We start from the raw sequence: 23,686 nt of genomic DNA, 5'->3' as shown, positions 1-23,686 counted from the left end.
ATCCCTTTCAAACTGGTCAGCCGCGTTTGTCGCATGCTTGTCCCAACTTGATGCCTTCGGGTCGAGAAGGCCTGCCTCATTGTTGTCACAATCGTGCCTTCTTTCGCCTTAGTTCTCAAGACTATTGCGTCAGATAACGGGACGGGTAGGGCGTTTTGAGGGAGAGGGTGGTGCGTTCTTGCATCATTTACGGGGCGCAAATAAGGCAACCGCAACATCTAGTGGGCGGGGCATGCCTGCCCACTAGAGAAATCGCTTAAATTTTATAATAACCTAATTAAAGGTTAATCTGACAGAATTAGACCCAAGGGCGGCTCTGACTCGCTGCTGCTTCATATTTGTCAATGGACGCAACCTTTTCCATTGTCAGGCCAATATCGTCCAAGCCGTTCATAAGACAGTGCTTTTTGAACGCATCAACTTCAAATGTGAACACATCACTATCCGAAGACGTAATGGTCTGGTTCTCCAAATCAATCTCGATCCGTGCATTGGCACCTTTCTCGGCGTCTTTCATCAGCACGTCCACTTGCTCTTGCGGAAGCACGATCGGGAGTATGCCGTTCTTGAAGCAGTTGTTGTAGAAGATATCCGCATAAGACGGCGCGATTACGCAGGTGATGCCGAAATCGGCGATCGCCCATGGCGCATGCTCACGCGAGGAGCCGCAGCCGAAGTTGTCGCCCGCCACTAGAATTTGCGCATCCCGATACTGGGGTTTGTTAAGTACAAATTCGGGGATCTCGTTGCGGTCGTCATCATAACGCATCTCGTCAAACAAGTTCACGCCGAGGCCTGAACGTTTGATCGTTTTGAGGAATTGCTTGGGGATGATCATATCCGTGTCGATATTGATTAACGGCATGGGTGCGGCGATGCCGCTGAGAGTGGTAAATTTGTTCACGTCTGTTTTCCTTTTGTCATGCCATCGGCGCGCTGTTCAGCAACAGTCAGCGGGGCATTTTTTTCGTATTGGCGCTTGCCATAGATGAGCGCAAAAAACATCCAGCCGATGGCGGCAGGGATGCCCAGGATAAAGCCTGCAACCAAAAGCAGTTGATGGTCTGGATAGAAAGGCAGCGCAGAAAAGCTGGCGATTGCCAGACCCATAAAGAAAAGAAAGCCGGGCACCGCCAAGGTGAGCGTACGCGGATGGCTGGACGATATCCGGTACGACTTTTCCTTGCGCAGATCCATCCGCTTTTCAAACACTGTTTTCATATCAGGCTGGAAGGTCCATCATTTCGCGTACGTCCGTCAACTTGCCGGTAACAGCTGCCGCTGCCGCCATTGCAGGTGACATGAGATGCGTGCGTCCGCCACGGCCCTGACGGCCCTCAAAGTTGCGGTTGGATGTCGCTGCACATCGCTCACCGGGGGCGAGTTGGTCTGGATTCATCGCCAGACACATGGAGCAACCCGCAAGCCGCCATTCAAAACCAGCCTCCATGAAGATATCGGCAAGGCCTTCTTCCTCGGCCTGTGCACGAACAAGACCTGAACCGGGCACAACCATTGCCCGCATACCGTCCTTGATTTTCTTGCCCTTAAGGATCGCAGCAGCAGCGCGCAAATCTTCAATACGGCCGTTCGTGCAGGAGCCGATGAACACGGTGTCGATTTCGACATCGGTCAGCGGTGTGCCGGCGGTCAGACCCATATAGTCGAGTGAGCGCTGGGCCGCTTCCACTTTACCGCCAGTGAAGTCGGACGCAGCGGGAACTGTGGCAGTGATTGGCAGCACGTCTTCGGGCGAAGTACCCCAAGTAACGACGGGTGCGATGTCTTCGCCTTTGAGCGTCACGACCTTGTCCCAGTGTGCATCGTCATCTGAATAGAGTGTCTTCCACCATGCAAGAGCAGCTTCCCACTGTGCGCCCTTTGGCGCGTGGGGGCGGCCCATGCAGTACTCATAGGTTTTCTCGTCTGGTGCGATTAGACCAGCGCGCGCGCCTCCTTCGATCGCCATGTTGCAGACGGTCATGCGCCCTTCCATGGACAAATCCCGGATCGCCTCACCACAATACTCGATGACATAGCCTGTGCCGCCAGCGGTTCCTGTCTCACCGATGACCGACAGCGTAATATCCTTGGCCGTGACACCAGGGCGCAGCTTGCCCGTGATCTCGACCTTCATGTTCTTGCCCTTACGCTGGATCAGCGTTTGGGTGGCTAGCACATGCTCAACCTCGGAGGTTCCGATGCCATGCGCCAATGCGCCGAATGCACCGTGGGTTGCTGTATGGCTGTCACCACAAACAACCGTCATGCCGGGCAAGGTCCAGCCCTGCTCGGGGCCGACAATGTGCACGATCCCTTGGCGTACGTCGGAAACGGGGTAGTAGTGGATGCCGAATTCTTTGGCGTTGGTGTCCAGCGCCTCAACCTGAATGCGGCTGTCCTCGGTCATAGTTGCGGCATTGGCACGGTCCAGCGTGGTGGGCACATTGTGATCCGGTACAGCAATCGTTTTATCAGGTGCGCGTACAGTGCGGCCCGTCATGCGCAAACCTTCAAACGCCTGGGGTGAGGTCACTTCGTGTACGAGGTGACGGTCGATATAGAGCAAGCAAGTGCCGTCTTCGGCTTCATGGGCAACGTGAGCTTCCCAGATTTTATCATAGAGCGTTTTGGGGGACATATGGTCCTCTCCCTTAGATGATGTGATTGTTTGAATGGTCAGATACGGGGCTGCGAGGTTAATCGCAGGACATACTTATAGTCGTGCCAGCACTGTGTGCATGGCGCCAAAGAATCGATCCGGCAGGCGTGCGCGGTCGGTCTGGTTGAACACATGTTTCATACTAGTTCAGTTACAGCGCATTGAGGAACGCTGCAAGGGTTGCAGGGTCTGCGCCATCGTGCGACGATTCGAGCCTTACAAGGAGATTTCATGCAAGACGCCATTGATCCATTTGCAGAGTTTTTGATTACTATTCAGGGTCTTTGGATCAACGCCATCGCGTTTTTCTCTGGGGTTATCCAACCAGGCTGGCGGCAAAACCAAGTTATCATCGTTATTGTTCTTGCTTTGCTGGCGTGGGCTTTGCACCGAAGTAGTGGCAATCTGTTGGAAAGATGGGTCCGCTCGCGCGAAGGGTGGGAGAAGTGGCAGCTCCGCGCTATCGTGCAGATCAAGCGCCGTTTGGGCTTGATCTGGTTCTCGGCACTGGCTTGGGCCGTCTACTTCGTAATGCAGAGCATTACATGGCCCTCGCGCAGCTACCTCATCGGACTTGCCGCCACACTAGCGATTGTTTGGGTTGGTGTTGCCTTTGCCGCGCGACTGGTGCGCAACCGCTTCCTGCGTCGTGTGGTGACATGGTCGCTTTGGATTTATGCGACGCTTTATTTGCTGAATGTTTCTGACGATGTGGCAACCTTTTTGGACGGTGTTGCGCTTGAGTTAGGTGATTTTAGGTTTTCAATCCTCACTATGATTACAGCGATTGTTGTAATTGGGCTGCTCATTACACTTGCACGAGTGGCATCTCAGGCCACGGTCAGCACAATCCGCCGCAACGAGGATATCAGCCCCTCCATGCAGGTGCTCGCCGTAAAGGCGGTTCAATTGTTGATGTATGGAATCGCCTTTTACATGGGCGTCCAAGCGGTGGGAATCGATTTGACAGGCCTCGCGGTTCTGTCTGGTGCGATTGGTGTTGGCCTCGGTTTTGGTTTGCAAAAGGTAGTGTCGAACCTTGTGTCGGGCGTGATCATTCTGCTCGATAAATCGATCAAGCCGGGGGATGTGATCTCGCTAGGCGAGACATTCGGCTGGATTCAGACGCTCGGGGCACGCTATGCCTCAGTTGTGACGCGAGACGGGAAAGAATACCTCATCCCGAACGAAGATCTAATTACGGGTCAGGTGGTGAACTGGTCCCACTCCAACGATTTTGTGCGACTCGATATCCACTTTGGCACAGCCTATGGCGACGATCCGCATGTTGTACGCAAACTCGCGATTGAGGCGGCAGCCTCGGTCGATCGCGTTCTCGGCTTCAAGGCACCTGTGTGCCACATCGTCGGTTTCGGTGACAGTTCGGTTGACTATATCCTGCGCTTTTGGATCAGGGATCCGACAGGCGGTTTGACCAACATCCGCGGAAATGTGTTTCTGGCACTTTGGGATATTTTTCAGGAAAATGGCATATCGATTCCCTTCCCGCAGCGGGAAGTTAAGCTGCTTGACGACAGCTAAGGGAACGCATGGCGGTTAGGGTGTGTTGTTATCTCAAAGGAGATACACATGACATATAAATTGACACTGCAAAGCAAAGAGCAACTGACGCCTGATACCTACCGCTATGTTTTTGACAAGCCTGAGGGCTTGGACTTTGACGCGGGGCAAGCAACGGAGCTGACGCTGCTGAAAGATGGCTGGCGCGATGAGGCGCGGCCTTTTACGTTCACCTCTCTACCGGATGCAAACGCACTTGAATTTGTGATCAAAAGCTACCCCGACCATGATGGCGTAACAGAACAGCTGGCGAAGCTTGAAAAAGGTGACACGGTAGAAATAGATGCGCCGTTTGGAGCAATATCTGACCACGGTCCAGGCGTTTTCATCGCTGCAGGCGCGGGAATCACGCCCTTTATTCCGATTCTCGAAAAGCACGCAGAAGCGGGCAAAATGGCCTGCACCCTTATTTTCACCAACGCGACCGAGGCTGATGTCATTCTGCGCGAGAAGTGGGAAAAGATGGATTGGCTGACGACCATCTTCACTGTGACCGATGAAGATGATACGGGCGCTGGCGTAAAAGAAGAGAAGGTCGACAAGGCATTTCTCAAGGAAAACCTGAAACGTTTTGACCAGACATTTTATATTTGCGGGCCACAGGGCTTTGTGAATGATGTGCGTGACGCGCTCAAAGACCTTGGTGCTGATGCAGATAAAATCGTCACAGAAGAAGGCTGGTAACGCACGGGGTGGTGCGCGTCATTGAAAATGGGCTATGGGGTTGTTAGTTAGAGAACTCACCCCAGCGCCGGGGGTCCGGCGGCGCGACATAAGGAGGACAATGTCCTGTCTACGCAAACACACGCAGCTTCCCCTGCGCAGTCTGGTGCGGTCGTAATGGCCGGTCAGAAAAAGGCCACCAGCGATCTGCTGTTGGAAACCGTTCTCGCATCACTTGATGACGACAAAGCAGAAGATATCGTGCATATCGATCTGGCTGGAAAATCCGAGATTGGCGATCATATGATCGTCTGTTCAGGTCGCTCCACACGTCAGGTGTCCGCGATTGCCGAGAAATTGGCGCAGCGCCTTAAGGATGAATATGGTCATGCCGTGCGCACCGAAGGTAAAGGCTCAGGCGATTGGGTTCTGATTGATGCGGGCGATATCATCGTCCACGTCTTCCGGCCCGAAGTGCGTGAGTTCTACCAGCTTGAGAAGATGTGGCTGGGACAACCCGAAACCGAGGCGTAAAATCGCGTGAAGGTACATATCTGTGCCGTGGGACGGCTGCGAGCCGGTCCTGAAAAGACGCTGATAGACGACTATCTCAAACGCTTCGATAGAACCGGCCGAGGGCTTTCCCTTGGGCCGGTTTCTGTTTTGGAAGTAGATGATCGCAAAGGCGGAGGTATGGAGGCCGAGGCGGCCTTACTGCGCCGCGCGCTCCCTCAGAGAGCCGTCATCTGCGCACTGGACGAGCGTGGTACTGTTGAAACGTCGCCAAAATTTGCACGCCGCATTGAGGGTTGGCGTGATGCGGGCCGCAGTGACCTTGCGTTTATCATTGGCGGGGCTGACGGCATTGATCCAAGCCTGCGCGACGAGGCTGATCATCTGCTTTCGTTCGGTTCTATGGTCTGGCCGCATATGATGGTCCGTGTAATGCTGGCCGAGCAGTTGTACCGCGCGGCCTCCATTCTGTCGGGCGGACCGTATCACCGGATTTAGGGTAGGCTCACGGCCTTTGTCTCAGGATTCCATCCATTGACGGTATCGTGCGCCTCGATAAAGACCTGTGTGGTCCCTTCAGGAATTTTCACCCCTGACAGCGAGCGTGTAAAAGGCCGCTCGTTTACGTGCGGATGGGCCAAGATACGCTCTCCCAACACGTTGCCATTGGCGTCTTTCACGCGCCAGATGTCCGCATAATCATCCCAACCGATATCTGTGTGCAAGATTGTAACATCAAACGTAAAAGAGGACCCGTTTTTGGCGACCTTTACGTTTTGCACCTGAGCATTATCCGCAAAAGCGGGCGATGCAATGAGAGCAAGAGCAGCAATGGTTTTTTTAAGCATGCGACCTATCCAAAGATTAGAGAATGTAGATAGTGTGTTATGGAGTGTCTTCCAAGAGGGCCCTACGGGAATGTGAAGCGAATTCCCGCCGCCAGATCACGATGCATGTAACAAGGGCAGCCAAGAGCAAAGGAATCGGCCCTGCCAGCCATGCCACAGCGGCCAGTGCAAAGTAGAGAGCACGCAATCCCCGGTTAAAACTGCGGGCCGCTGTAATGTTCAATTCTGCCGCTTTGTGCGCAAATGCGGGTGCTTTTGGATCATCAGGGTCGTTGGGCGTTGCGCCGACGATAACAGAACAATAGCCAAAAAGCCTGTTCGACCAGACGAATTTGAGAAATGCACTGGTGAGGAGCATTACAATGACCAAAAGCTTCACTTCCCAGACAATCGCAGGGTCGCGGACCTCCGTCAGGTCGGCGGCAACGCCAGCGACCTGCTCTGCATTGCCGATCAGTGCTAGGGTTCCCCCGATGGCAATGACGCAAGTTGAAGCGAAAAAGGATGTTCCTTGCCGCAACGTTCCGATGGTCTGCGCATCGAAAATGCGTACGTCGCGGGCCATCATCTGAGCCATCCACTGGCGTCGATACCCCGCCATGATCAGCGAGGTTGAAGGCTTCCCGATCGAAGGATTTTCGATCCGCCAGCCAATGCCACCCCAAAACAGCAGAAGAACGGCCAGCGCCGCGATATCAAGAATGGATAGGAACGAGAAGCTTTCAATAGATATCATTTGCTCTCCCTACGCGTGTGGTTTCGGTATGACCAGCGTTAGGATGGATCTAGATTGGCAGTTTTCCTTTTTGTTTACGGCGTATAAATCTCTTTTTTCTAATTTTGCGGAAGGTTTTGGTAGTCTAGCCTTGGCGGTTATTAGCTTGGAATGTTGCAGTGCGGCTGCTCCTTTGGAATAGGGAAGCGCCTGGCATTTCAGTCCCGCCTCGCACAGAATTTGACCATGCAAAAGGATGACACTTGTCTAATGGTGAAATTGGTAATATAATTTTACCAAATTAGAACATTCAATTCGGCTAGGAGCGTTACGTATGGAAATGCCTGTCCCCAACTCTGCGATTATTGCGCGTAAGGCCCGTGTTGTGGAGCGACTGAAAGCTGTGCTCGCAGGGGACGCTGTGATTCATGATGAACGCGAGACGCGCGCGTATGAATGTGACGCGCTAACTGCGTATCGCTGTGCTCCGATGGTTGCCGTCCTTCCCTCCACGACCGAGGAGGTCTCCGCCGTGCTGAGGATTTGCCATGAAGAAGGCGTGCCCGTTGTGCCGCGCGGCTCTGGCACTTCATTGGCGGGTGGTGCGCTGCCCACAGCGGATTGTGTGATTTTGGGCATCGCACGGATGAATGATGTGATTGAGACGGATTACGATAACCGTATTATTCGTGTTCAAACTGGTCGCACTAACCTTAGCGTGACCGGCGCAGTTGAAGAGGATGGTTTTTTCTATGCGCCCGACCCGTCGAGCCAGCTTGCCTGTGCGATTGCGGGTAACATCGCTATGAACTCTGGCGGGGCGCATTGCCTCAAATATGGTGTGACCACCAACAACCTCATGGGCGTCAAAATGGTCATGATGGACGGCGAGATTGTCGATATCGGTGGTTCGCACTTGGATGCGGGCGGGCTTGACCTGCTTGGGCTGATCTGCGGCTCTGAGGGACAGCTTGGTGTTGTGACCGAAGCGACATTGCGCATTCTGCACAAACCCGAAGGCGCACGGCCCGTTCTCATGGGTTTTGACGATAGCGAAGTGGCTGGGGCTTGCGTGACTGCGATCATCAAGGCGGGTGTGCTGCCTGTCGCGATTGAATTTATGGATCGTCCTTGTATTGAAGCAACTGAAGCTTTTGCAAAAGCGGGCTATCCCATGTGCGAGGCGCTGCTGATCGTCGAGGTGGAAGGATCGGATGCCGAGATTGATCACCAACTTGATCTGATCATGGAAATTGCGCGTAAACATAACCCGGTTGAGTTGCGGCAGAGTAAATCAGCCGAGGAAAGTGCAGCCATCTGGTTGGGTCGCAAGTCGGCCTTTGGTGCGATGGGTCAAATCAACGATTACATGTGTCTGGATGGAACAATCCCTGTGTCCAGCTTGCCGCATGTCTTGCGCCGTATCGGTGAGATGTCCAAGGAGTATGGCCTGAAGGTCGGTAATGTTTTCCATGCAGGCGACGGCAACATGCACCCCCTGATCCTTTTTGACGCAAACAAAGAAGGCGATCTTGAGCTTTGCGAAGCTTTTGGTGCCGAAATTCTCAAACTATGTGTCGAGGTTGGCGGTTGCCTGACGGGAGAGCATGGCGTTGGAATCGAGAAGCGCGATTTAATGCATGTGCAATATGCGCCCAATGACCTGGAGGCACAGATGGCGGTAAAGGATGTCTTTGATCCGCAATGGCTCCTTAATCCGGCTAAAGTATTCCCCCTTGATGCCTCCGAGCGGCGTAGGGAAGTAGCGATTGCAGCTGAATAACTTTCAGGAAGGTGCCGCGCGGCCCGAACTCTCCAAAGGAAAAATGGTGACAGAAATCAAATACACCCCGTCGGATGAGGCGGAGCTTTCCGAGGTTGTGGCCGCTTCCACAGCGCCTTTGTGTATCAGGGGTGGCGGTACGCGTGGCGTACATGTGGCGGGTGCCGGCCTGAGCACCTCAGCGTTGTCTGGCATCACTCTCTATGAACCCGGTGCAATGACCGTTGTGGCAAAGGCGGGGACGCCAATTGCGGATATTGAAGCTGTACTTGCTGCTGAGAACCAGAGACTTGCGTTCGAGCCGATGGACCACCGCGCACTGCTCGGGACAACGGGCACCCCCACGATTGGTGGCGTGATGGCCGCGAACATTAGCGGTCCGCGGCGGATATCTGTTGGAGCGGCCCGCGATTTCCTACTGGGCGTACGGTATGTCGATGGGATGGGTCAGATCGTCAAGAACGGTGGCCGTGTGATGAAGAACGTCACGGGCTATGATTTGGTTAAACTAATGGCAGGAGCGCACAGCACCTTGGGTGTCTTAAGCGAAGTGTCACTCAAAGTTTTGCCGCGTCCGGAGGCACAGTCGACGCTGATACTTCACGGTTTGGACGATACGTCTGCGGTTGGAGCACTGGCAAAGGCGCTGGGCAGTCCATTTGAAGTCTCAGCCGCGGCGCACGATCCTGCAAAAGGTGAGACTTTGCTTCGCCTTGAAGGGTTTTCCGACTCTGTTAGTTACCGTGTGAACCAATTAAAAACTCTCTTGGGCGGAGAGATTATCGTTGAGGAAAACAACACAGCACGCTGGGATGCGTGGCGCGATGTGGCATCCTTTGCTGGCGTTGAGGGCGATGTTTGGCGCGTCTCGTGCAAACCTTCTGATGGCCCCGCTTTGGTTGCCAAATCGAATGCACAAGCGGTGCTTTATGATTGGGCAGGCGGATTAATCTGGCTGCGCGCTGCAGCAGGATACGATTTACGCTCTGCTTTGGGCGCATACGATGGGCATGCAACATTGGTGCGTGGCACAGGCCAGCCACGTTTCGAGCCTGAAAGCGCAGGTGTAGCTAGGCTTACTGCAGGACTGCGTGCACGGTTTGACCCGCGCGGACTTTTGAATGCGGGCCTCATGGGATGAGTTTGGCTGTACTGTTTGTCATTGTGTTTGTTGGTGGGCCTTTGGCCTTTCGTTCACTGACCCGTGGTGGACCTTCACCAAAAGCTTTTCGGCGACTGGCAATTCTTATGGCCCTGTGTGCAGCAACTGGCCTTACATTGCGGTATGGTTTTGCACATCTTTGGGGGCAAAACCTGCTTGTGACGGGGACAGGCGTTGCATTCATTTGGGGCGGTTGGATTGGTGTGCTGGCTTATGGCGCACAGGCGTTGCGGCTGATGGATCATGGGCTGGGCATGCGACGTTGGACCGCCGTTGCAGGTGCTGCCGGAACGACAGTGCCGTGGTTCGGTTTGGCAAGTGCCAGCCTGTTGGCTGGTTGAGGGGATAACATGCAGACGACATTTACCGAAAAACAGCTCGAAGATCCCGGCACAAACCGTGCGAATGAAATCCTGCGTGCGTGTGTTCACTGTGGCTTTTGCACGGCGACATGTCCCACTTATCAAGTCCTTGGGGACGAGTTGGACAGTCCGCGAGGGCGGATTTATCTGATCAAGGATATGCTCGAGAATGAGCGAGTGCCGGACGCCAAAACGGTCAAGCACATTGACCGATGCCTCAGCTGTCTTGCTTGTATGACAACATGCCCTTCTGGCGTGCACTATATGCATCTGGTTGATCACGCGCGGGATTATATCGAGCAAAAGTATAAACGCCCGTTCACGGACCGTGCGTTGCGGTGGATTTTGGCACGGATACTGCCATATCCGATGCGATTCCGTGTAGCCCTTTTGGGAGCGAAGATTGGCCGCCCGTTTGCACGGTTCATGCCTGACGCCCGACTGCGGGCGATGCTGGAAATGGCGCCAAAAGTGATCCCGCCAGTGAGCCGCAATGACGATCCGCAAACCTTCACGCCACAAGCGCCCAAGCGGATGCGCGTCGCGCTGATGACAGGCTGTGCGCAAAAGGCGCTCAACACAGATATCAACGATGCCACAATTCGCCTGCTGACGCGTTTGGGTGCTGAGGTGGTTGTGGCTGAAGGGGCGGGTTGTTGTGGCGCGTTAACCCATCATATGGGCAAAACGACCGAAAGCCATGCAACTGCGGCCAAAAATATCCGCGCTTGGGCGACCGAGATGGATAATGGCGGTCTTGACGCCATTGTAATCAATACGTCTGGATGTGGCACGACAGTCAAGGATTATGGCCATATGTTCCGCAACGAACCATTGGCCGCCGATGCGGTGCGGGTCGCTGACATTGCCCGCGACATCTCAGAAGTCTTGGTCGAATTAACGGATGGTGATTGGAAGGCCGAACCCGAATGGGCCAAGGTTGCAAAGACAGCGCGTGCACCAGAGGGCATGATCGTTGCATACCATGCTGCCTGTTCATTACAGCACGGTCAGAAAATTAAAACCCATCCAAAAACACTGCTTAAGAAAGCAGGTTTCACCATTGTAGAGCCGAAAGATTCGCATCTGTGTTGCGGATCTGCTGGGACATATAACTTGATGCAGCCCGAGATATCTCAGCAGCTTAAAGAGCTGAAAGTTAGAACCTTGGAGGCTAAGAACCCCGACGTCATCGCAGCCGGCAACATCGGGTGTATGATGCAGATCGGCTCTGCCTCATCGGTGCCGATTGTTCACTCGGTTGAGTTGCTGGATTGGGCGTGGGGAGGGCCAAAGCCACCTGCACTTGAGTATAGCCGTCAGCAAAAAGGCGACGTTCCACTTCTTCGTTAACTGATTTGCCCTAATTTTGCCTTACCTTGCTATTATCGACAGAGAGCTAGGGTAATATTTGGGGTATGTGATTTGCTGCGATGGGTCGCTCTGACCGTTTTTGGACTGTTGCTCACCTCTGGTGCAGTAGCCCAAGATGCGAATCTGAAGCGGTTGGACAATGGCGATGATGCAAAAGCATGGGAAGCTGTTGGCAGGTTGGACATCGACGGTAAGGGCTTTTGCACGGGCGCGCTGATAGCTCCCAAATTAGTCCTGACAGCGGCGCATTGCATGTACGATAGTGAAACGGGCGCACGGATCGACAAGGGTCACATTGAATTTCTCGCAGGGTGGCGCAACGGGCGCGCAGGAGCCTACCGCGATGTTGCACGTGTGGTTGTGCATCCTGAATATGTATATGCTGAAAAACTGTCTTCCGAGCGGGTGCGCAACGATCTGGCGCTGCTTGAGTTGGAGATGCCAATTCGGAATAATTCGATTAAGCCATTCAAGACTGCTGCACGCCCACGGACGGGAGACCGTGTAGGCGTTGTCAGCTATGCGCTTGAGCGTGCAGAAGCACCCTCGCTGCAAGAAGTTTGCGCGGTATTGGCGCGGCAAGACGGTGTTCTCGTGACCTCTTGCTCGGTTGATTTTGGCTCCAGCGGCGCACCAATTTTTATCATTGAGGATGGCGAAGCGCAGATTGTCTCGGTTGTGTCCGCCAAGGCAGAAGTTGATGGCAAGGAAGTCTCGCTTGGAACTGCGTTGGGCCAACCGTTGGCAGAATTGCAGGCTGAACTTGTTGCCGGCCGCTCGATCTATTTGGGTAAAAAGCCAGGTGAACGGCGCATCGGTGCAGGTGTGCGTGCAGGAGGAGGGGCCAAGTTTGTTTCTCCGTAGCATTCTTTTATTGGTCATGCTGTTTGGCACAGCGGTCCATGCTGATAGCGCCCTTATCGGTTTGACCCGAAACGAGCAGGCCTCACCATGGAAAGCGGTTGGGCGCCTTGATATGGAAGATGTTGGCTATTGTACGGCAACACTGATTGCGCCCGATATTGTCCTGACTGCTGCGCATTGCGCGTTTGACGCAAGTGGCAATCAGTTGCAGCCAGAGCGCCTCACTTTTCGCGCAGGCTACCGTCAGGGCCGCGTTGAGGCCGAGCGTAAAGTTGTGCAAGTCGCAATGCCAGATGCTTATCAATACAAGTCCAAAGATACGGTTACCCGCATAGCCAATGACGTGGCTCTTTTGCGTCTAAAATCTCCCGTTCCAACTCATGTGATATCACCGTTTGTTGTTGAACCCCGGATATTGAACCAAGGCGAGGTCACGGTTGTCTCATATGGACGTGGGCGCTCAACCTTACCATCCCTGCAAGCGACCTGTGCTGTCTTGCGAAGTTTTAAGGGTGTTATGGTAATGAATTGCGACACTACTTTTGGCTCTTCTGGCGCACCGGTTTTTCGCCGCGAAGGAACACAGATTAGGATTGCCTCAGTTATCTCTGGATATGCCCACATCAGAGGCGTCCGTCGCACTACAGGCATGTCGTTACCTGCGCTTGTGAGCCAACTTAAAGCAAAGCTGGTTGCTGAGAAGTCACGTGCACCCGCCCGCCAGAAACGTATCAGTGTGGGAACGCGCACGGGCGGTGGGGCAAAATTCATCAGTGCTGGCGGGTCTTGAAACGCAAAAATTCATCCCCACATCATCTGCATCAAAGCGCCTATTCAGGGCTTTGACTGTAACGAAGTATGGGCCTGTCCAATGCTGGAAGGTTCTAAATACAATCGCTCAAAGATGAGGATGAACACATGCGTAATTTTGATTTTGCACCCCTATACCGTTCCACAGTTGGTTTTGACCAAATCGCGAACCTGATGGATCGTGTGCTGACTGCTGAAACTTCACAGCCAAGCTACCCCCCTTACAACATCGAAAAACTCGATGATGATGCTTACCGTATTTCCATCGCGGTTGCTGGGTTTTCCGATGCTGATCTGAGCGTTGAGGTTCGCGAGAAGTCCCTGATTGTGTCTGCCCGCAAGGCGGATGAGGATGAAGCGAAAACCTACCTACACCGCGGTATCGCGACTCGTGCGTTCGAGCGCCGCTTCCATCTGGCGGATCATGTGATTGTGACAGGTGCTGCGCATTCTGATGGGATGTTGCATATCGAGTTGGAGCGTCAGGTGCCCGATGCCCTGAAACCGCGCCAGATCCAGATCGCATCGAAAACCCCAAGCATTGCAAAGGACGTCGTCGACGCTAAGTCGGTGAATTAACTTATTCTCCTAGAATGGCCTAGAACGAGAAAGGCCCGATGCAGGTGAACGCATCGGGCCTTTTTTTATCTATAACGTATTGGCTCAGACGCTCATACAGATGTATTTCATCTCGAGGTAGTCCTCGATACCGTGGTGACTGCCTTCGCGGCCAAGGCCGGACTGCTTAACGCCGCCAAACGGTGCAACTTCGGTTGAGATGAGGCCAGTGTTCACGCCGACAATACCATATTCCAAGGCTTCGGCGACTTTGTAAACTCGGCTCAGGTCCTTTGCGTAGAAGTAGCTGGCCAGACCAAAGATCGTGTCGTTCGCCATGGCGATGACGTCATCCACGGTGTCGAACTTAAACAGTGGCGCGAGAGGGCCAAAGGTTTCCTCGGTTGCGACCATCATATCTTGGGTCACCCCCGTCATGATGGTAGGCGCGAGAAAGTTGCCGTCCATGCTGCCGTCGTCACCCATGATGACTGAGGCACCTTTGGATTTTGCGTCCTCAATATGCTCTTTGACTTTCTCACCAGCCGATGGATTTATGAGCGGGCCGAGATCGACACCGTCCTCAAAGCCGTCGCCAACTTTCATATTTTGCACGGCCATTTTCAGTTTTTCCGCAAACGTGTCGTAGACGCCTGCCTGAACATAAATGCGGTTGGCGCAGACGCAGGTTTGACCATTATTGCGGAATTTGCACAGAATCGCGCCCTCGACGGCGGCATCCAGATCAGCGTCATCGAACACGATAAATGGCGCGTTGCCGCCCAACTCCATTGAGCACTTCATCACCTGATCAGCAGCTTGCTTCATCAGAATACGGCCCACTTCGGTCGAGCCTGTGAAGGTCAGCTTGCGCACGGCAGGGTTTTCGCAGAACTCTTTGCCAACTTCCGAAGATGAACTCGACGGTACGACGTTGAACACACCCGCAGGGATGCCAGCACGTTCCGCCAGTACACCCATGACAATCGCGCTCAGCGGTGTTTCGGCGGCAGGGCGTGCCACGAATGAGCAGCCAGCAGCGAGCGCGGGCGCGGCCTTGCGGGTGATCATTGCGTTGGGAAAGTTCCACGGCGTAATGGAGGCGGCGACACCGATGGGCTGCTTGATCACGGTGATGCGCTTGTCGCGCTGGTGGCCTGGTATGGTCTCGCCATAAACGCGCTTTGCTTGTTCGCCAAAGAACTCGATGAAGGACGCGCCATAAGCAACCTCGCCCTTGGCTTCCGCCAGCGGTTTTCCCTGCTCTGCTGTCAGAATCTTGCCGAGGTCTTCTTGGTTTTCCATCATCAGGTCGAACCATTTGCGCATCACGCCTGCACGCTCTTTGCCAGTCCATGCGGCCCATTCTTTTTGGGCTGTCTCTGCCTGTGCAATGGCTCCGGCGACCTGGGCGCGGCTCAGGTTGGCAACTTTTGCGACAACATCGCCGCGGGCGGGATTGGTCACGTCAAATGTGCCATCATCGCCATCTACCCATTTGCCACCGATATAGGCGCGGGTTTCCAGTAGGGTCGGGTCTTTGAGCATGGATTTAAGATCGGTTGTGGATGCAGTCATTATGCAGTCTCCTTGAATTCGTCTGGGAACCCAAAGCAACAATGGCTATGATTGTCCAGATCACATTGAAAGGGTCTGTGCGATGAAGCTGGATGATGCCTATGCGAACGGAGCCTATATTGAAGGCGCAGATGCCTACCCCCCCCGTTGGGCGGCGGCAGCGAAAGCGTTCCGCGAAGGTTTGGGTGCGCGGGCACAGCAGGGTGTCCGCTATGGCCCCTCGGAGCGTCAGGTTTTTGACATGTTTCAGCCCGAAGGCGTGCCGCGCGGAACAGTGATTTTTGTGCATGGCGGCTATTGGAAAGCCTTTGACGCAAGTGTTTGGTCGCATTTGGCGGCTGGGGCGTTGGCGCGTGGCTGGGCCGTTGCCATGCCGAGTTATGATCTGTGCCCCGATGTACGGATTGCCGATATTACCCGGCAGATTGCGGCGGCGGTGTCCAAAGTTGCGGACCGTACGTTTGGCGGTCCGATTGCATTGGTCGGCCATTCGGCGGGTGGGCATCTGGTCTGTCGCATGACGGATCCGCTGATTCTCCCCTCGGAGATTCGTGAACGGATCAAGCAGATCGTCGCAATCTCGCCCGTTGCGGACCTTGCGCCTCTTATGGACACCTCCATGAACGAGATATTGGGCATTGATGCGGCCGAGGCGGAGGCTGAAAGCCTTGTGAATATGCAACCGCCACATGGCCTTGATGTCACTATCTGGGTCGGCGCAGATGAGCGCCCCGCCTTCTTGGAGCAGGCCGAGCAGTTGTCCCGCACTTGGGGCGCTCGGCGTGTCGTTGAAGAGGGAAAGCATCACTTTGACATCATCGACGATCTCGCTGATCCAGAGAGTCCGATGATCAAAGCGTTGCTGGGACTTAAGTAAATTAGTGGCCGCGCCAGTCCTTAGGCGCGGATCACAAACTCTTTTAGTAGTGTTTCTTTAACGTCCCACGTACAGCGGAACCCTATGCGAAGGATGTAGCTGTCTCCAGCACGCAATTCGATTGGATCACCATCTTGGGGTGTGATGATGGCAAACCCCTCCAGAATGCGGATGTACTCCCAAACAGTGTAGGTCATCGACCATTTGCCAGGGGTGCATTGCCACAAACCACAGCGCAGCCCGTCATCATCCTCGAGTTTCCAGGTAGTGAATTCCGGGGCGCCGTCGATGATGTCGCCTGTTGGTGGCGTCGCATGGGAGGCGGCAACGCTTTTTTCGAGCTTTATGATTGATTGGGTCATTTAAGGTGATTCCATGGCAAAGGCTGTTCAGGCTTTCATTTAGCGCAGCGTTTTGCAAAACTTGCCAGATAGACCGGATCGAGGGATGTAAATCGTGTTTACATTACCTATATTAACCTAAAGATACATAAAGACGGAGTGATCGATGGCTAATCTTGATGCACAAGTGCGCGAATCTCAGGAGCAGGTGGCAGAGGCGCAGGGCAAAATCGCCGAACTGACCAGCCGGATTGAGACGGCACGCGCCAAGCTGAAGGCAGGGGATGCCGCCGAGATTGATATCGAAAATGCCTCGCTCGAAGATGTGCATGCTCATACCGAAGTGATGAATGCGAATATCGCCGAGCTGATAATGGGTCTGGATGACGTGACCGCTGGCTTCTCCCGCGACTTCGACGAAATGCGTTCAAAGACGGGTTGGGAAAGTGTCATTAGCATCTTTTCCTCCGCTAAATCTGACAGCATGCGTCAGGAACGCGTCCGAAGCGCCTCCATAGACGACAAATTGCAGGACCTGATTGCCAAATCCGACACGATTGTACAGCTGCTCGAAGGGCAGTTGGCTGTGCTGGAAGAACAAAAGACAAAGGTAGAGGCAAACCTCGTCGAGACACTGGATGACCGCGAGATGACCGTGGCCGAGCTTGAGGCGTTGCGCGTTGATATCGGTGCTATGGATCCCGAAATCATCAAGCTCGAGAATGCCATTTCGACCGAGATGGACGCCGCCAAACGAACCGCACTCGAGACACAACTTGCCGAAGCCAACAGCCGTTACAACGCGATGGTGCAGGAGGAACAGGTCAAGCTAGCCAAGAGCCAGACGCTTGAGCGCTATATCGATAAGGGCAAGACATGGGTGGACAGTTTACAGAACCAAGCCGCCACACAGATGGTCCTCATCAACAAGCTGCAAACCGACACCAAACAGCGTGTTGTCCTCTATGACGCACTGACCAAATCCCTGAAAACTGCACAGCAGCAGGACGTCGCCCACCGCATCAACGAGATCGGTGTAAAAACCGACCAAGAGGCGCAGTCTGCTATGGCAGGGATAGGGTCCGCCACTAATGCGCGTATGGCCGAGATGATGGAAAAGCACGAGGATCACATGGTCTTCGCCCGTGACGTTCTGGAGCAGAAGGCCAAAGCGGATGAGCGTTTTGCGCGGCGTTTCCAGAAGATTGTCGAGAAGCATGACAGCAATGCGTATGGGGAGTGAGTTTTAGAAACGAAATACGTCTGGCATTGGTTTGGGGTGGGGCTATTTTTGCGATCTGTTCTAGCGCTGTAATGTTCTGCCTTGTTTCCAAAAGCGATGCTGGACTGCGCGTGCCGGAACCGGTTTTTGTGTATTTTCTGTTTGGTGCTTTTGTTTTCGGTATTATATTCTTGTTAGGTGGAGTTTGTAGGCTATTTCAAGCGTGGGTTACGGCAACAAATTCCTACGCTCTCTATGATACTTTCCAAGGACGAGAATTTAGCGGCCCAATCTGTATTTGGTGGCTTGGTTTGAATAAAGACGGGTCAAGCAAGCTGCCTTCAAATCGGTTTGGGTATCCCTCGGTCGTCCTGACATTTCTAAGTAGAAGCTATGACTGATCCCACTGCCAACCACTACGACTTGAAAGACACCTTCGCCAGCCGCAGGTATTTCGCCAAGTTCAAAGGCATCATGCAGCATATGCTGCGTGTGGCGGGCGTGATGGAGGCGGAGGGGCAGCTGACCCGTGAAGAAGTGACGATCCTCGCTACCTATGCCTCCATGCTTACCTACACGTTTCAGGCGCTAAGCTGGAAATACCTGCTGGTAGGCCGTGAGACAGGGCGGTTCTTTGGATCTCTTACAGTAGACGGGCGCGACAGCGGTTTTCCCGTCGCCGCTGAGTTGATGACGATGGCCAATGACACGCAGCAGGCGCAAACCCATCTGGCCACGATGCCGTCCGTGAAAGAACACAAGGATCGCATGGTTCAGGTAGTCCTGAGCGATCGCACCCTCCCCACAAAGCTCCAGTTCAGTCTCTCACAGAGGCTCTATTACGAGGAACTGTTGCGTGGTAATTTGTTCTGGGTCCGCAACGATCCCCAAGCGGAATACATGGGCGATATCGTAGATCGCCGGAAATACCGCATCCATTGGGCGACCTATGACAGCCAAGTGAACCTGCCCGTGATCTACATGATGGAGCTTGAGGATTCAGGTAGCGATCCTTTACCCACCGATGCCCGCCGCTGGCCAGAAGTCCAAGCGCACTTGAGCGCACAGGCGCTTGGTGGGCTCAAGCTTGTCACAATCGCACGCGGTTTTGACGAGGATTTTGACGATCTACACCCCAAACGCCTGCGCCGATTTCACCTCGGGCCGATGTACAGCCATGCTTACACCCGCCAGAACGGCCCCCTGCACGATGTTCTGGCAGAAGCAAAGGCGCCCGAGGGTCACGATTGGGCGATGGTCTGGACGGAGGAAGAGCTGCTCTCTGACAGGGTAATAGAAGAGAAGGCGGGCTGGTTCTCAACGGTTGAGCGGGAGATTTTTGCGCTTGATCCGATGGGGGGAGCGTTGCCTGATATCGGTGCCACTCGCACCCAGCGCAGCATCATCCTGCCCCAACGCCCCTATCAGGTGCTGGAAGAGCATAACCCGCCGGGTTTCAACGGCGTGAGGAAATTCGTGGTCAGCACAGGTGGCCGCGTGCTGCAATATTAAGCGCGGCGAACAGACAATCAGAAAGGGCATCCCATGAGCCAGACCTCCGATCAAATGGAACTCCGTGAGGAAGACATCGCCAGCCACATCGAGATGGCACAAAGCCTGATCGAAGGGTTTGACCACGCGCCACGGATCGGCAAAGCGGCGGATGCCCCCGCAGCGGAGCGTTCCAGCGGGATTGGCACGCGGCGGCGGTTCCGTTCGACCACACCGGGCCTGGTAACGCGGCGGCGCACGCCAACAGGCGCTGTGCAACTGATCGCTACGGTTGAAGGTGCTGACGGCGATGACGCACTCATGTCGCCGCTTCAGGCTACCGTGCTGCACGCCCTGCGCCACGCCATTGCCATCGCGCTGGCCGTGGCCGAAAATGTCGCGGAAAGCTCAAGCCTCGGTGATCTCAAACGCGCCAATCTCGACGGCGCATTGCCCCCCGCGCGTAAGGCTGAGTTCGGCGAACTGCTTGCCGCTGATGCGTTGGTCACGTTGCATGTATTCGCCAATGCCACTGCCTATCTGCTGTCCTCACACCTGAGCGAAGTCACCGTCGAAGTGGGCGAGGTGGAGGAAGTCCTGACCGACAATGGCCAAACCGCCCTGCACGGCGCGCTGTGGGAATTGGACCGAGATATCGCCACCCATGCCACAGATGATGCGCGTCTGGTCGCCACAGTCAGCGCCTTCGCCGAAAGCCTGATGGAGAAGGTCGCATTGCGCGCCACAACTGCCCCGCGCCTTGAGGCATTTGCCGCTGCCGCATGGCACGTTGAGGCCGATGATTTCACCGTGCGCGGGTTCACCCCTGCCTCCGCGGCTAAATCTACCAAACTCACGATGACCTTCAAGAAACCCAATGAGGTCGTCGGCAATCACATCGCGAAATACCAGTCGATGAAGCTGGCAAAGATGCTGATGGCCTATGACTTTGACCGTCGCCTCAATCCCTTTGCCGATCTGGGCGGCTTCATCTTTACCTTCATGGGCGATGGCGCCCCGGGCACGGGGAAGACGACCCTGATCCAGATGATGGCGGGGCTGATTTCGGAGTATTGCGGCAACGCGGACTATCCCTTCCGCTATCAGAACCTCAGCACCGATAACATCGACAGCTATCAGGGCAAATCGGGCCAGAACGCCAAGGCGTTTATCAACAACATCATTGACCCTTCCGTGATCGGCTTTGGCACCATCGACGACATTGACCAGCTTGCAGGCAAGCGCGGCGACCGCCAATCCTCGGCGGGTCAGCTGGAGATTACTGCTGTTCTGATGGAGAGTTTTGCAGGCGCCAATACAGTTGTGCGCGGCAATTGCACCTTCGGCATGTTCTCGAACTACCCCGAGAATGTGGACGATGCGCTCCGCCAACGCGCAGGCGCGCGCTTCCTTGTGGACGGACCGCAGACGCGTGATGACTATGTCGATATCCTCTATCTGCTAATGGGTAAAAACCACGACATCCCGCTGGGCGATCACACGGTGTTCGAGGCCCAAGCGATCAAAAAAGCAGTCGCAGCATCGTTCGCAGGCCACGCCAAGCCGCATGAAGCGGAGCTGTTGGAGGTCTACACCGCTGTGCAGTCGCAGATCGGCGCGCTGGACACGATCAACAAGTTAGGGACGTATTTAAAGGCGATCCAAGAGGCCGACCCCCGCTTCACAGGCCGCGCGATCAAGAACATCACCGACGCTGTAAAAGTCCGCGCCATGGACTTCGAGCTGCCCGACGAATGGATGGAGCAGCCCGACCTGTTCCTGTTCAAAGACTACGACACCAAGAAAGCGATGATCGAAGACATGCGCCAGCCCATTACGGTGGAGATGGTCGTGCAAGAAATCAACCGCTACGCGGATTCAGAGTTTCGCTATGCCGATAAGTCGGATGAGGTCGCGATTGAGAATGCTGTGCGGGATATGGGGCGTATGGAAGAGGCGAAGAAGCGGTATTTGGGAGGAAGGCCATGACTAGAAGGTTCAAAATTGAAGAAACGGGGTTTCCAGATCTGGCTGGTTTGATGCTTGTAACGGTTCAAGCTCTCAAAGAAATCGGCGGGTCTGCGGCTATTTCGGAGTTGGATGAGAAGGTTGTAGAAGTCGAAGGATGTTCGGAAGAAGAGCAATCATACATGATGGTGGATGGGAACAGTCCTCGCCTCAATTATTATTTGGCTTGGGCGCGAACCTATCTAAAAAAGGGTGGAGCACTTGAAAACTCAAGGAAAGGAGTGTGGGCACTCACCTCCTTAGGTTCTTCAATCAACTCATATGCCGAGACAAAAGCAATTTACGAAGCAGTTCAAGTTGAAGAGCGTGAGAAAGCTCGTGGAAAAAGATTGGCTAAGTTAAAGAGCGCTGAAATTGAAAAAGGTAGCACAGGCGAAAAAAATGGAGATCTGGGGCCTGAGAATAATCCGAAGAATGAACAAGATGCCTCTTGGGATGAACAGCTACTATCTGTTTTGCGGAGCATGGACCCCAGCGCATTTGAAAGGCTGGCCCAAAGGCTTTTAAGAGAAGCTGGCTTTACCAAAGTAGAGGTTCGGGGGAAATCTGGCGACGGTGGCATTGATGGCGTTGGTGTTTTACGCGTTAATCTTGTTTCGTTTCAGGTATATTTCCAATGCAAGCGTTATAAGGGCGGTGTCGCAGCAGGGGAAATAAGAGACTTCCGCGGTGCTATGCAAGGTAGGGCGGATAAAGGGCTTTTTATTACTACGGGTCATTACACAGCGCAGGCAAATGACGAGGCTACAAGAGATGGGGCAACTGCGATTGATCTTATCGACGGAGGTAGGTTGTGCGAGCTCCTTAAGATAAACAATTTGGGTGTAACAACTGAAATGGTGGAGCAGGTCACAATTCACCCAGAATGGTTCAAGGAAATCTAAATGAACCGCCTCATCCGCGCCGGCCTGATGTTCGGCAATCTCTTCCACGTCCATTCGCCCGCCTTGGTCGAGCGGTATAACCGTGCGCTGCATCATCTGACGGGGAAGCGGACCACCCTCACGGATTTCTACATCGACATCTCCGGCTACTCGCCCGAGATTGGCGATGAGCTGTCAGACCCGCTTTACCTCAACCACAAGGGCGTGAACCGTCAGTTCATTCTGCTGAGCGTCGAGCAGCGCATGTCGCCTTTGCTCAACACCAAATTCTCGACCTCCAAGGCGATTTTGCAGGAGTTTATTGCCCAGAACGAAGCGGCGCTGTTCGCGCTGACGGCCAAGGATGCTGTCGCGGGGGAGCTTGTAAACAGTGTCTACGACGTCTCCTCGCCTGCGCGTCTGTTCGATATTCGCCGCATCACCATCGACGCAGACACCACGGGCGGCACGGTCAAGGATGCGTCAAGGCTGGCTGATATGGTCGATGAATTCCGCGAGACGGAGGAGGGCTGGTACGACGATGTGCTCATCGCCCAGATGATCGAGATCGCGGGCAAGACAGGCGATGTGGTGCGCAATCCTGTGAAACTCAAAACCATGAGCTTTGACCAGCGCAACTTCTGGTCCGCGCATTTTGGCGGGCTTTATGTGTTCCAAGACGTGGAGCATCCCGCCGTGATCGCCCCTGCGGGGAAGGATGCCCTCACCGATCTGCCCGTCGAGCACATCTTTGATGCGACCCAGCGCAACCATGTCGCCAAGTTTTTCCAACTTAACGGCCTGACCCAAACGATCCTTGAGGCGCGGGGCATCAAATCTGCCGCGATCCTGCGACAGAAGATGGACTTTATCCTTATCGACGCGGTGGCGGGGCAAGGGGTAGACCTGACGGGTCTGACGCGCGGCGACCTGCGCCGCCTTGCACGTGAGCATAGCGACAAGCTGCCCCCCGAGTTCCACACGCTGGGGCAATTGGTGAACTGGGCCGAGAATGGTGGTGCGTTCCCGAATATTAACAGCAGTGACCCCGTGTATTTCTACACTCTACGTGCCGCCGATACCCCCGATGCCGAGCTGGTGAATATGCTACTGGCTGAACTTGCGCCAAAAGATATCCGCCAGCTGTTTATCTGCCACAAAGACTTGTTTTACAGCACCTACGCCAATTGGCCCGAAGCGAAGAAGGCCTATGTTGTTGATTTTCTAGAGCGCGAGTACATTATGGACAAAGCAGGGGTGCGTGACGCACTATTCGGCCACGCAGCGCTGATCAGCCCGCCGCCGCTGCCGCGCCGCGGTAAGAAACCGCCACCCGTGCCGAAGAATACCGTACAAGATGGCCCATGGGGGCCGTCAAAAAGGAGTTAGAA

Annotated in this window: 24 protein-coding genes; 17 read left to right on the top strand and 7 right to left on the bottom strand. The window is 54.5% G+C overall.

What is annotated here, in order from left to right; all coding sequences use genetic code 11:
* Positions 1-298: 298 nt before the first annotated feature.
* From leuD to leuC, 3 genes are read right to left on the bottom strand one after another with little or no spacing between them, the layout of a single operon-like run.
* A complete protein-coding gene (gene leuD / locus Q0775_RS06795) occupies positions 299-904 on the bottom strand; it encodes a 3-isopropylmalate dehydratase small subunit (RefSeq protein ID WP_298858625.1) in 606 nt (201 codons plus the stop codon).
* On the bottom strand, positions 901-1,197 hold the full coding sequence (locus Q0775_RS06790; RefSeq protein ID WP_298858624.1) for a hypothetical protein: 297 nt from the start codon (positions 1,195-1,197) through the stop codon (positions 901-903). The genes leuD and Q0775_RS06790 overlap by 4 nt, the downstream gene beginning before the upstream one ends.
* Positions 1,198-1,222: 25 nt before the next feature.
* Complete coding sequence (gene leuC, locus Q0775_RS06785; protein ID WP_298858623.1) at positions 1,223-2,641, bottom strand: 3-isopropylmalate dehydratase large subunit; 1,419 nt, start codon at positions 2,639-2,641, stop codon at positions 1,223-1,225.
* 252 nt (positions 2,642-2,893) lie between these two features.
* Here leuC and Q0775_RS06780 point away from each other — a divergent pair, with 252 nt between their 5' ends.
* The 4 genes from Q0775_RS06780 to rlmH all read left to right on the top strand — a co-directional run bounded on the left by Q0775_RS06780 (position 2,894) and on the right by rlmH (position 5,917).
* Positions 2,894-4,204, top strand: coding sequence for a mechanosensitive ion channel domain-containing protein (locus Q0775_RS06780; protein WP_298858622.1), 1,311 nt, complete (start codon positions 2,894-2,896; stop codon positions 4,202-4,204).
* A 48-nt stretch (positions 4,205-4,252) separates the two neighbouring features.
* A complete protein-coding gene (locus tag Q0775_RS06775) occupies positions 4,253-4,927 on the top strand; it encodes an FAD-binding oxidoreductase (protein ID WP_298858621.1) in 675 nt (224 codons plus the stop codon).
* Between the two features lie 105 nt (positions 4,928-5,032).
* On the top strand, positions 5,033-5,440 hold the full coding sequence (gene rsfS, locus Q0775_RS06770; protein WP_298859975.1) for a ribosome silencing factor: 408 nt from the start codon (positions 5,033-5,035) through the stop codon (positions 5,438-5,440).
* Positions 5,441-5,446: 6 nt separating this feature from the next.
* Positions 5,447-5,917, top strand: coding sequence for a 23S rRNA (pseudouridine(1915)-N(3))-methyltransferase RlmH (gene rlmH / locus Q0775_RS06765; RefSeq protein WP_298858620.1), 471 nt, complete (start codon positions 5,447-5,449; stop codon positions 5,915-5,917).
* On the opposite strand, the gene Q0775_RS06760 is transcribed toward rlmH, so the two are convergent.
* Together Q0775_RS06760 and Q0775_RS06755 are read right to left on the bottom strand one after the other, a co-directional pair.
* Positions 5,914-6,267 (bottom strand): hypothetical protein, encoded by a 354-nt coding sequence (locus Q0775_RS06760; protein WP_298858619.1) that lies wholly within the window; start codon positions 6,265-6,267, stop codon positions 5,914-5,916. The genes rlmH and Q0775_RS06760 overlap by 4 nt on opposite strands.
* 37 nt (positions 6,268-6,304) lie before the next feature.
* Positions 6,305-7,003, bottom strand: coding sequence for a DUF599 domain-containing protein (locus Q0775_RS06755; RefSeq protein WP_298858618.1), 699 nt, complete (start codon positions 7,001-7,003; stop codon positions 6,305-6,307).
* A gap of 313 nt (positions 7,004-7,316) precedes the next feature.
* Between Q0775_RS06755 and Q0775_RS06750 the strand changes: the two genes are divergently transcribed.
* The 7 genes from Q0775_RS06750 (at position 7,317) to Q0775_RS06720 (ending at position 13,916) form a co-directional block, all read left to right on the top strand.
* Positions 7,317-8,765 carry an FAD-linked oxidase C-terminal domain-containing protein gene (locus tag Q0775_RS06750; RefSeq protein ID WP_298858617.1) on the top strand — a complete coding sequence of 483 codons (1,449 nt, stop codon included), beginning with the start codon at positions 7,317-7,319 and terminating at the stop codon, positions 8,763-8,765.
* Between the two features lie 43 nt (positions 8,766-8,808).
* Positions 8,809-9,906 (top strand): FAD-binding protein, encoded by a 1,098-nt coding sequence (locus tag Q0775_RS06745; protein ID WP_298859973.1) that lies wholly within the window; start codon positions 8,809-8,811, stop codon positions 9,904-9,906.
* On the top strand, positions 9,903-10,268 hold the full coding sequence (locus Q0775_RS06740; RefSeq protein ID WP_298858616.1) for a hypothetical protein: 366 nt from the start codon (positions 9,903-9,905) through the stop codon (positions 10,266-10,268). The genes Q0775_RS06745 and Q0775_RS06740 overlap by 4 nt, the downstream gene beginning before the upstream one ends.
* 9 nt (positions 10,269-10,277) lie before the next feature.
* Positions 10,278-11,642 carry a glycolate oxidase subunit GlcF gene (gene glcF, locus Q0775_RS06735; protein ID WP_298858615.1) on the top strand — a complete coding sequence of 455 codons (1,365 nt, stop codon included), beginning with the start codon at positions 10,278-10,280 and terminating at the stop codon, positions 11,640-11,642.
* Positions 11,643-11,714: 72 nt separating this feature from the next.
* Positions 11,715-12,527: a trypsin-like serine protease gene (locus tag Q0775_RS06730; RefSeq protein ID WP_298858614.1), complete on the top strand. Its 813-nt coding sequence runs from the start codon at positions 11,715-11,717 to the stop codon at positions 12,525-12,527.
* Complete coding sequence (locus Q0775_RS06725) at positions 12,514-13,317, top strand: trypsin-like serine protease (protein WP_298858613.1); 804 nt, start codon at positions 12,514-12,516, stop codon at positions 13,315-13,317. Before Q0775_RS06730 ends, Q0775_RS06725 begins: the two co-directional genes overlap by 14 nt.
* A 128-nt stretch (positions 13,318-13,445) precedes the next feature.
* On the top strand, positions 13,446-13,916 hold the full coding sequence (locus tag Q0775_RS06720) for an Hsp20 family protein (RefSeq protein ID WP_298858612.1): 471 nt from the start codon (positions 13,446-13,448) through the stop codon (positions 13,914-13,916).
* A gap of 84 nt (positions 13,917-14,000) precedes the next feature.
* On the opposite strand, the gene Q0775_RS06715 is transcribed toward Q0775_RS06720, so the two are convergent.
* Positions 14,001-15,473: an NAD-dependent succinate-semialdehyde dehydrogenase gene (locus tag Q0775_RS06715; protein ID WP_298858611.1), complete on the bottom strand. Its 1,473-nt coding sequence runs from the start codon at positions 15,471-15,473 to the stop codon at positions 14,001-14,003.
* Positions 15,474-15,555: 82 nt separating this feature from the next.
* Here Q0775_RS06715 and Q0775_RS06710 point away from each other — a divergent pair, with 82 nt between their 5' ends.
* Positions 15,556-16,350, top strand: a complete 795-nt coding sequence (locus tag Q0775_RS06710; protein ID WP_298858610.1) for an alpha/beta hydrolase — start codon at positions 15,556-15,558, stop codon at positions 16,348-16,350.
* 20 nt (positions 16,351-16,370) lie between these two features.
* Here Q0775_RS06710 and Q0775_RS06705 read toward each other — a convergent pair whose 3' ends face one another.
* Complete coding sequence (locus Q0775_RS06705; protein WP_298858609.1) at positions 16,371-16,712, bottom strand: cupin domain-containing protein; 342 nt, start codon at positions 16,710-16,712, stop codon at positions 16,371-16,373.
* Between the two features lie 145 nt (positions 16,713-16,857).
* On the opposite strand from Q0775_RS06705, the gene Q0775_RS06700 reads away from it, so the two are divergent.
* The 5 genes from Q0775_RS06700 (at position 16,858) to Q0775_RS06680 (ending at position 23,684) form a co-directional block, all read left to right on the top strand.
* On the top strand, positions 16,858-17,934 hold the full coding sequence (locus Q0775_RS06700) for a hypothetical protein (protein WP_298858608.1): 1,077 nt from the start codon (positions 16,858-16,860) through the stop codon (positions 17,932-17,934).
* A 372-nt stretch (positions 17,935-18,306) separates the two neighbouring features.
* Positions 18,307-19,425 (top strand): hypothetical protein, encoded by a 1,119-nt coding sequence (locus Q0775_RS06695; RefSeq protein WP_298858607.1) that lies wholly within the window; start codon positions 18,307-18,309, stop codon positions 19,423-19,425.
* Between the two features lie 33 nt (positions 19,426-19,458).
* Positions 19,459-21,393, top strand: coding sequence for an ATP-binding protein (locus Q0775_RS06690; RefSeq protein ID WP_298858606.1), 1,935 nt, complete (start codon positions 19,459-19,461; stop codon positions 21,391-21,393).
* Positions 21,390-22,316, top strand: coding sequence for a restriction endonuclease (locus tag Q0775_RS06685; protein ID WP_298858605.1), 927 nt, complete (start codon positions 21,390-21,392; stop codon positions 22,314-22,316). The genes Q0775_RS06690 and Q0775_RS06685 overlap by 4 nt, the downstream gene beginning before the upstream one ends.
* Complete coding sequence (locus tag Q0775_RS06680) at positions 22,317-23,684, top strand: DUF6638 family protein (RefSeq protein ID WP_298858604.1); 1,368 nt, start codon at positions 22,317-22,319, stop codon at positions 23,682-23,684.
* Positions 23,685-23,686 lie beyond the last annotated feature (2 nt).

This window comes from uncultured Sulfitobacter sp. (assembly GCF_947499945.1).
Classification (GTDB): Bacteria; Pseudomonadota; Alphaproteobacteria; order Rhodobacterales; family Rhodobacteraceae; genus Sulfitobacter.
Note: the sequence above shows the minus strand (reverse complement) of the source record. Positions and strands in the feature narration are given on the sequence as shown.

Bases quoted from the DNA above. Each gene is read 5' to 3' on its own strand.
- Q0775_RS06790 (WP_298858624.1), bottom strand. From the start codon at position 1,197: ATGGATCTGCGCAAGGAAAAGTCGTACCGGATATCGTCCAGCCATCCG.
- leuC (WP_298858623.1), bottom strand. From the start codon at position 2,641: ATGTCCCCCAAAACGCTCTATGATAAAATCTGGGAAGCTCACGTTGCC.
- Q0775_RS06780 (WP_298858622.1), top strand. From the start codon at position 2,894: ATGCAAGACGCCATTGATCCATTTGCAGAGTTTTTGATTACTATTCAG.
- Q0775_RS06775 (WP_298858621.1), top strand. From the start codon at position 4,253: ATGACATATAAATTGACACTGCAAAGCAAAGAGCAACTGACGCCTGAT.
- Q0775_RS06760 (WP_298858619.1), bottom strand. From the start codon at position 6,267: ATGCTTAAAAAAACCATTGCTGCTCTTGCTCTCATTGCATCGCCCGCT.
- Q0775_RS06755 (WP_298858618.1), bottom strand. From the start codon at position 7,003: ATGATATCTATTGAAAGCTTCTCGTTCCTATCCATTCTTGATATCGCG.
- Q0775_RS06750 (WP_298858617.1), top strand. From the start codon at position 7,317: ATGGAAATGCCTGTCCCCAACTCTGCGATTATTGCGCGTAAGGCCCGT.
- Q0775_RS06745 (WP_298859973.1), top strand. From the start codon at position 8,809: ATGGTGACAGAAATCAAATACACCCCGTCGGATGAGGCGGAGCTTTCC.
- Q0775_RS06740 (WP_298858616.1), top strand. From the start codon at position 9,903: ATGAGTTTGGCTGTACTGTTTGTCATTGTGTTTGTTGGTGGGCCTTTG.
- glcF (WP_298858615.1), top strand. From the start codon at position 10,278: ATGCAGACGACATTTACCGAAAAACAGCTCGAAGATCCCGGCACAAAC.
- Q0775_RS06720 (WP_298858612.1), top strand. From the start codon at position 13,446: ATGCGTAATTTTGATTTTGCACCCCTATACCGTTCCACAGTTGGTTTT.
- Q0775_RS06715 (WP_298858611.1), bottom strand. From the start codon at position 15,473: ATGACTGCATCCACAACCGATCTTAAATCCATGCTCAAAGACCCGACC.
- Q0775_RS06710 (WP_298858610.1), top strand. From the start codon at position 15,556: ATGAAGCTGGATGATGCCTATGCGAACGGAGCCTATATTGAAGGCGCA.
- Q0775_RS06705 (WP_298858609.1), bottom strand. From the start codon at position 16,712: ATGACCCAATCAATCATAAAGCTCGAAAAAAGCGTTGCCGCCTCCCAT.
- Q0775_RS06700 (WP_298858608.1), top strand. From the start codon at position 16,858: ATGGCTAATCTTGATGCACAAGTGCGCGAATCTCAGGAGCAGGTGGCA.
- Q0775_RS06695 (WP_298858607.1), top strand. From the start codon at position 18,307: ATGACTGATCCCACTGCCAACCACTACGACTTGAAAGACACCTTCGCC.
- Q0775_RS06690 (WP_298858606.1), top strand. From the start codon at position 19,459: ATGAGCCAGACCTCCGATCAAATGGAACTCCGTGAGGAAGACATCGCC.
- Q0775_RS06685 (WP_298858605.1), top strand. From the start codon at position 21,390: ATGACTAGAAGGTTCAAAATTGAAGAAACGGGGTTTCCAGATCTGGCT.
- Q0775_RS06680 (WP_298858604.1), top strand. From the start codon at position 22,317: ATGAACCGCCTCATCCGCGCCGGCCTGATGTTCGGCAATCTCTTCCAC.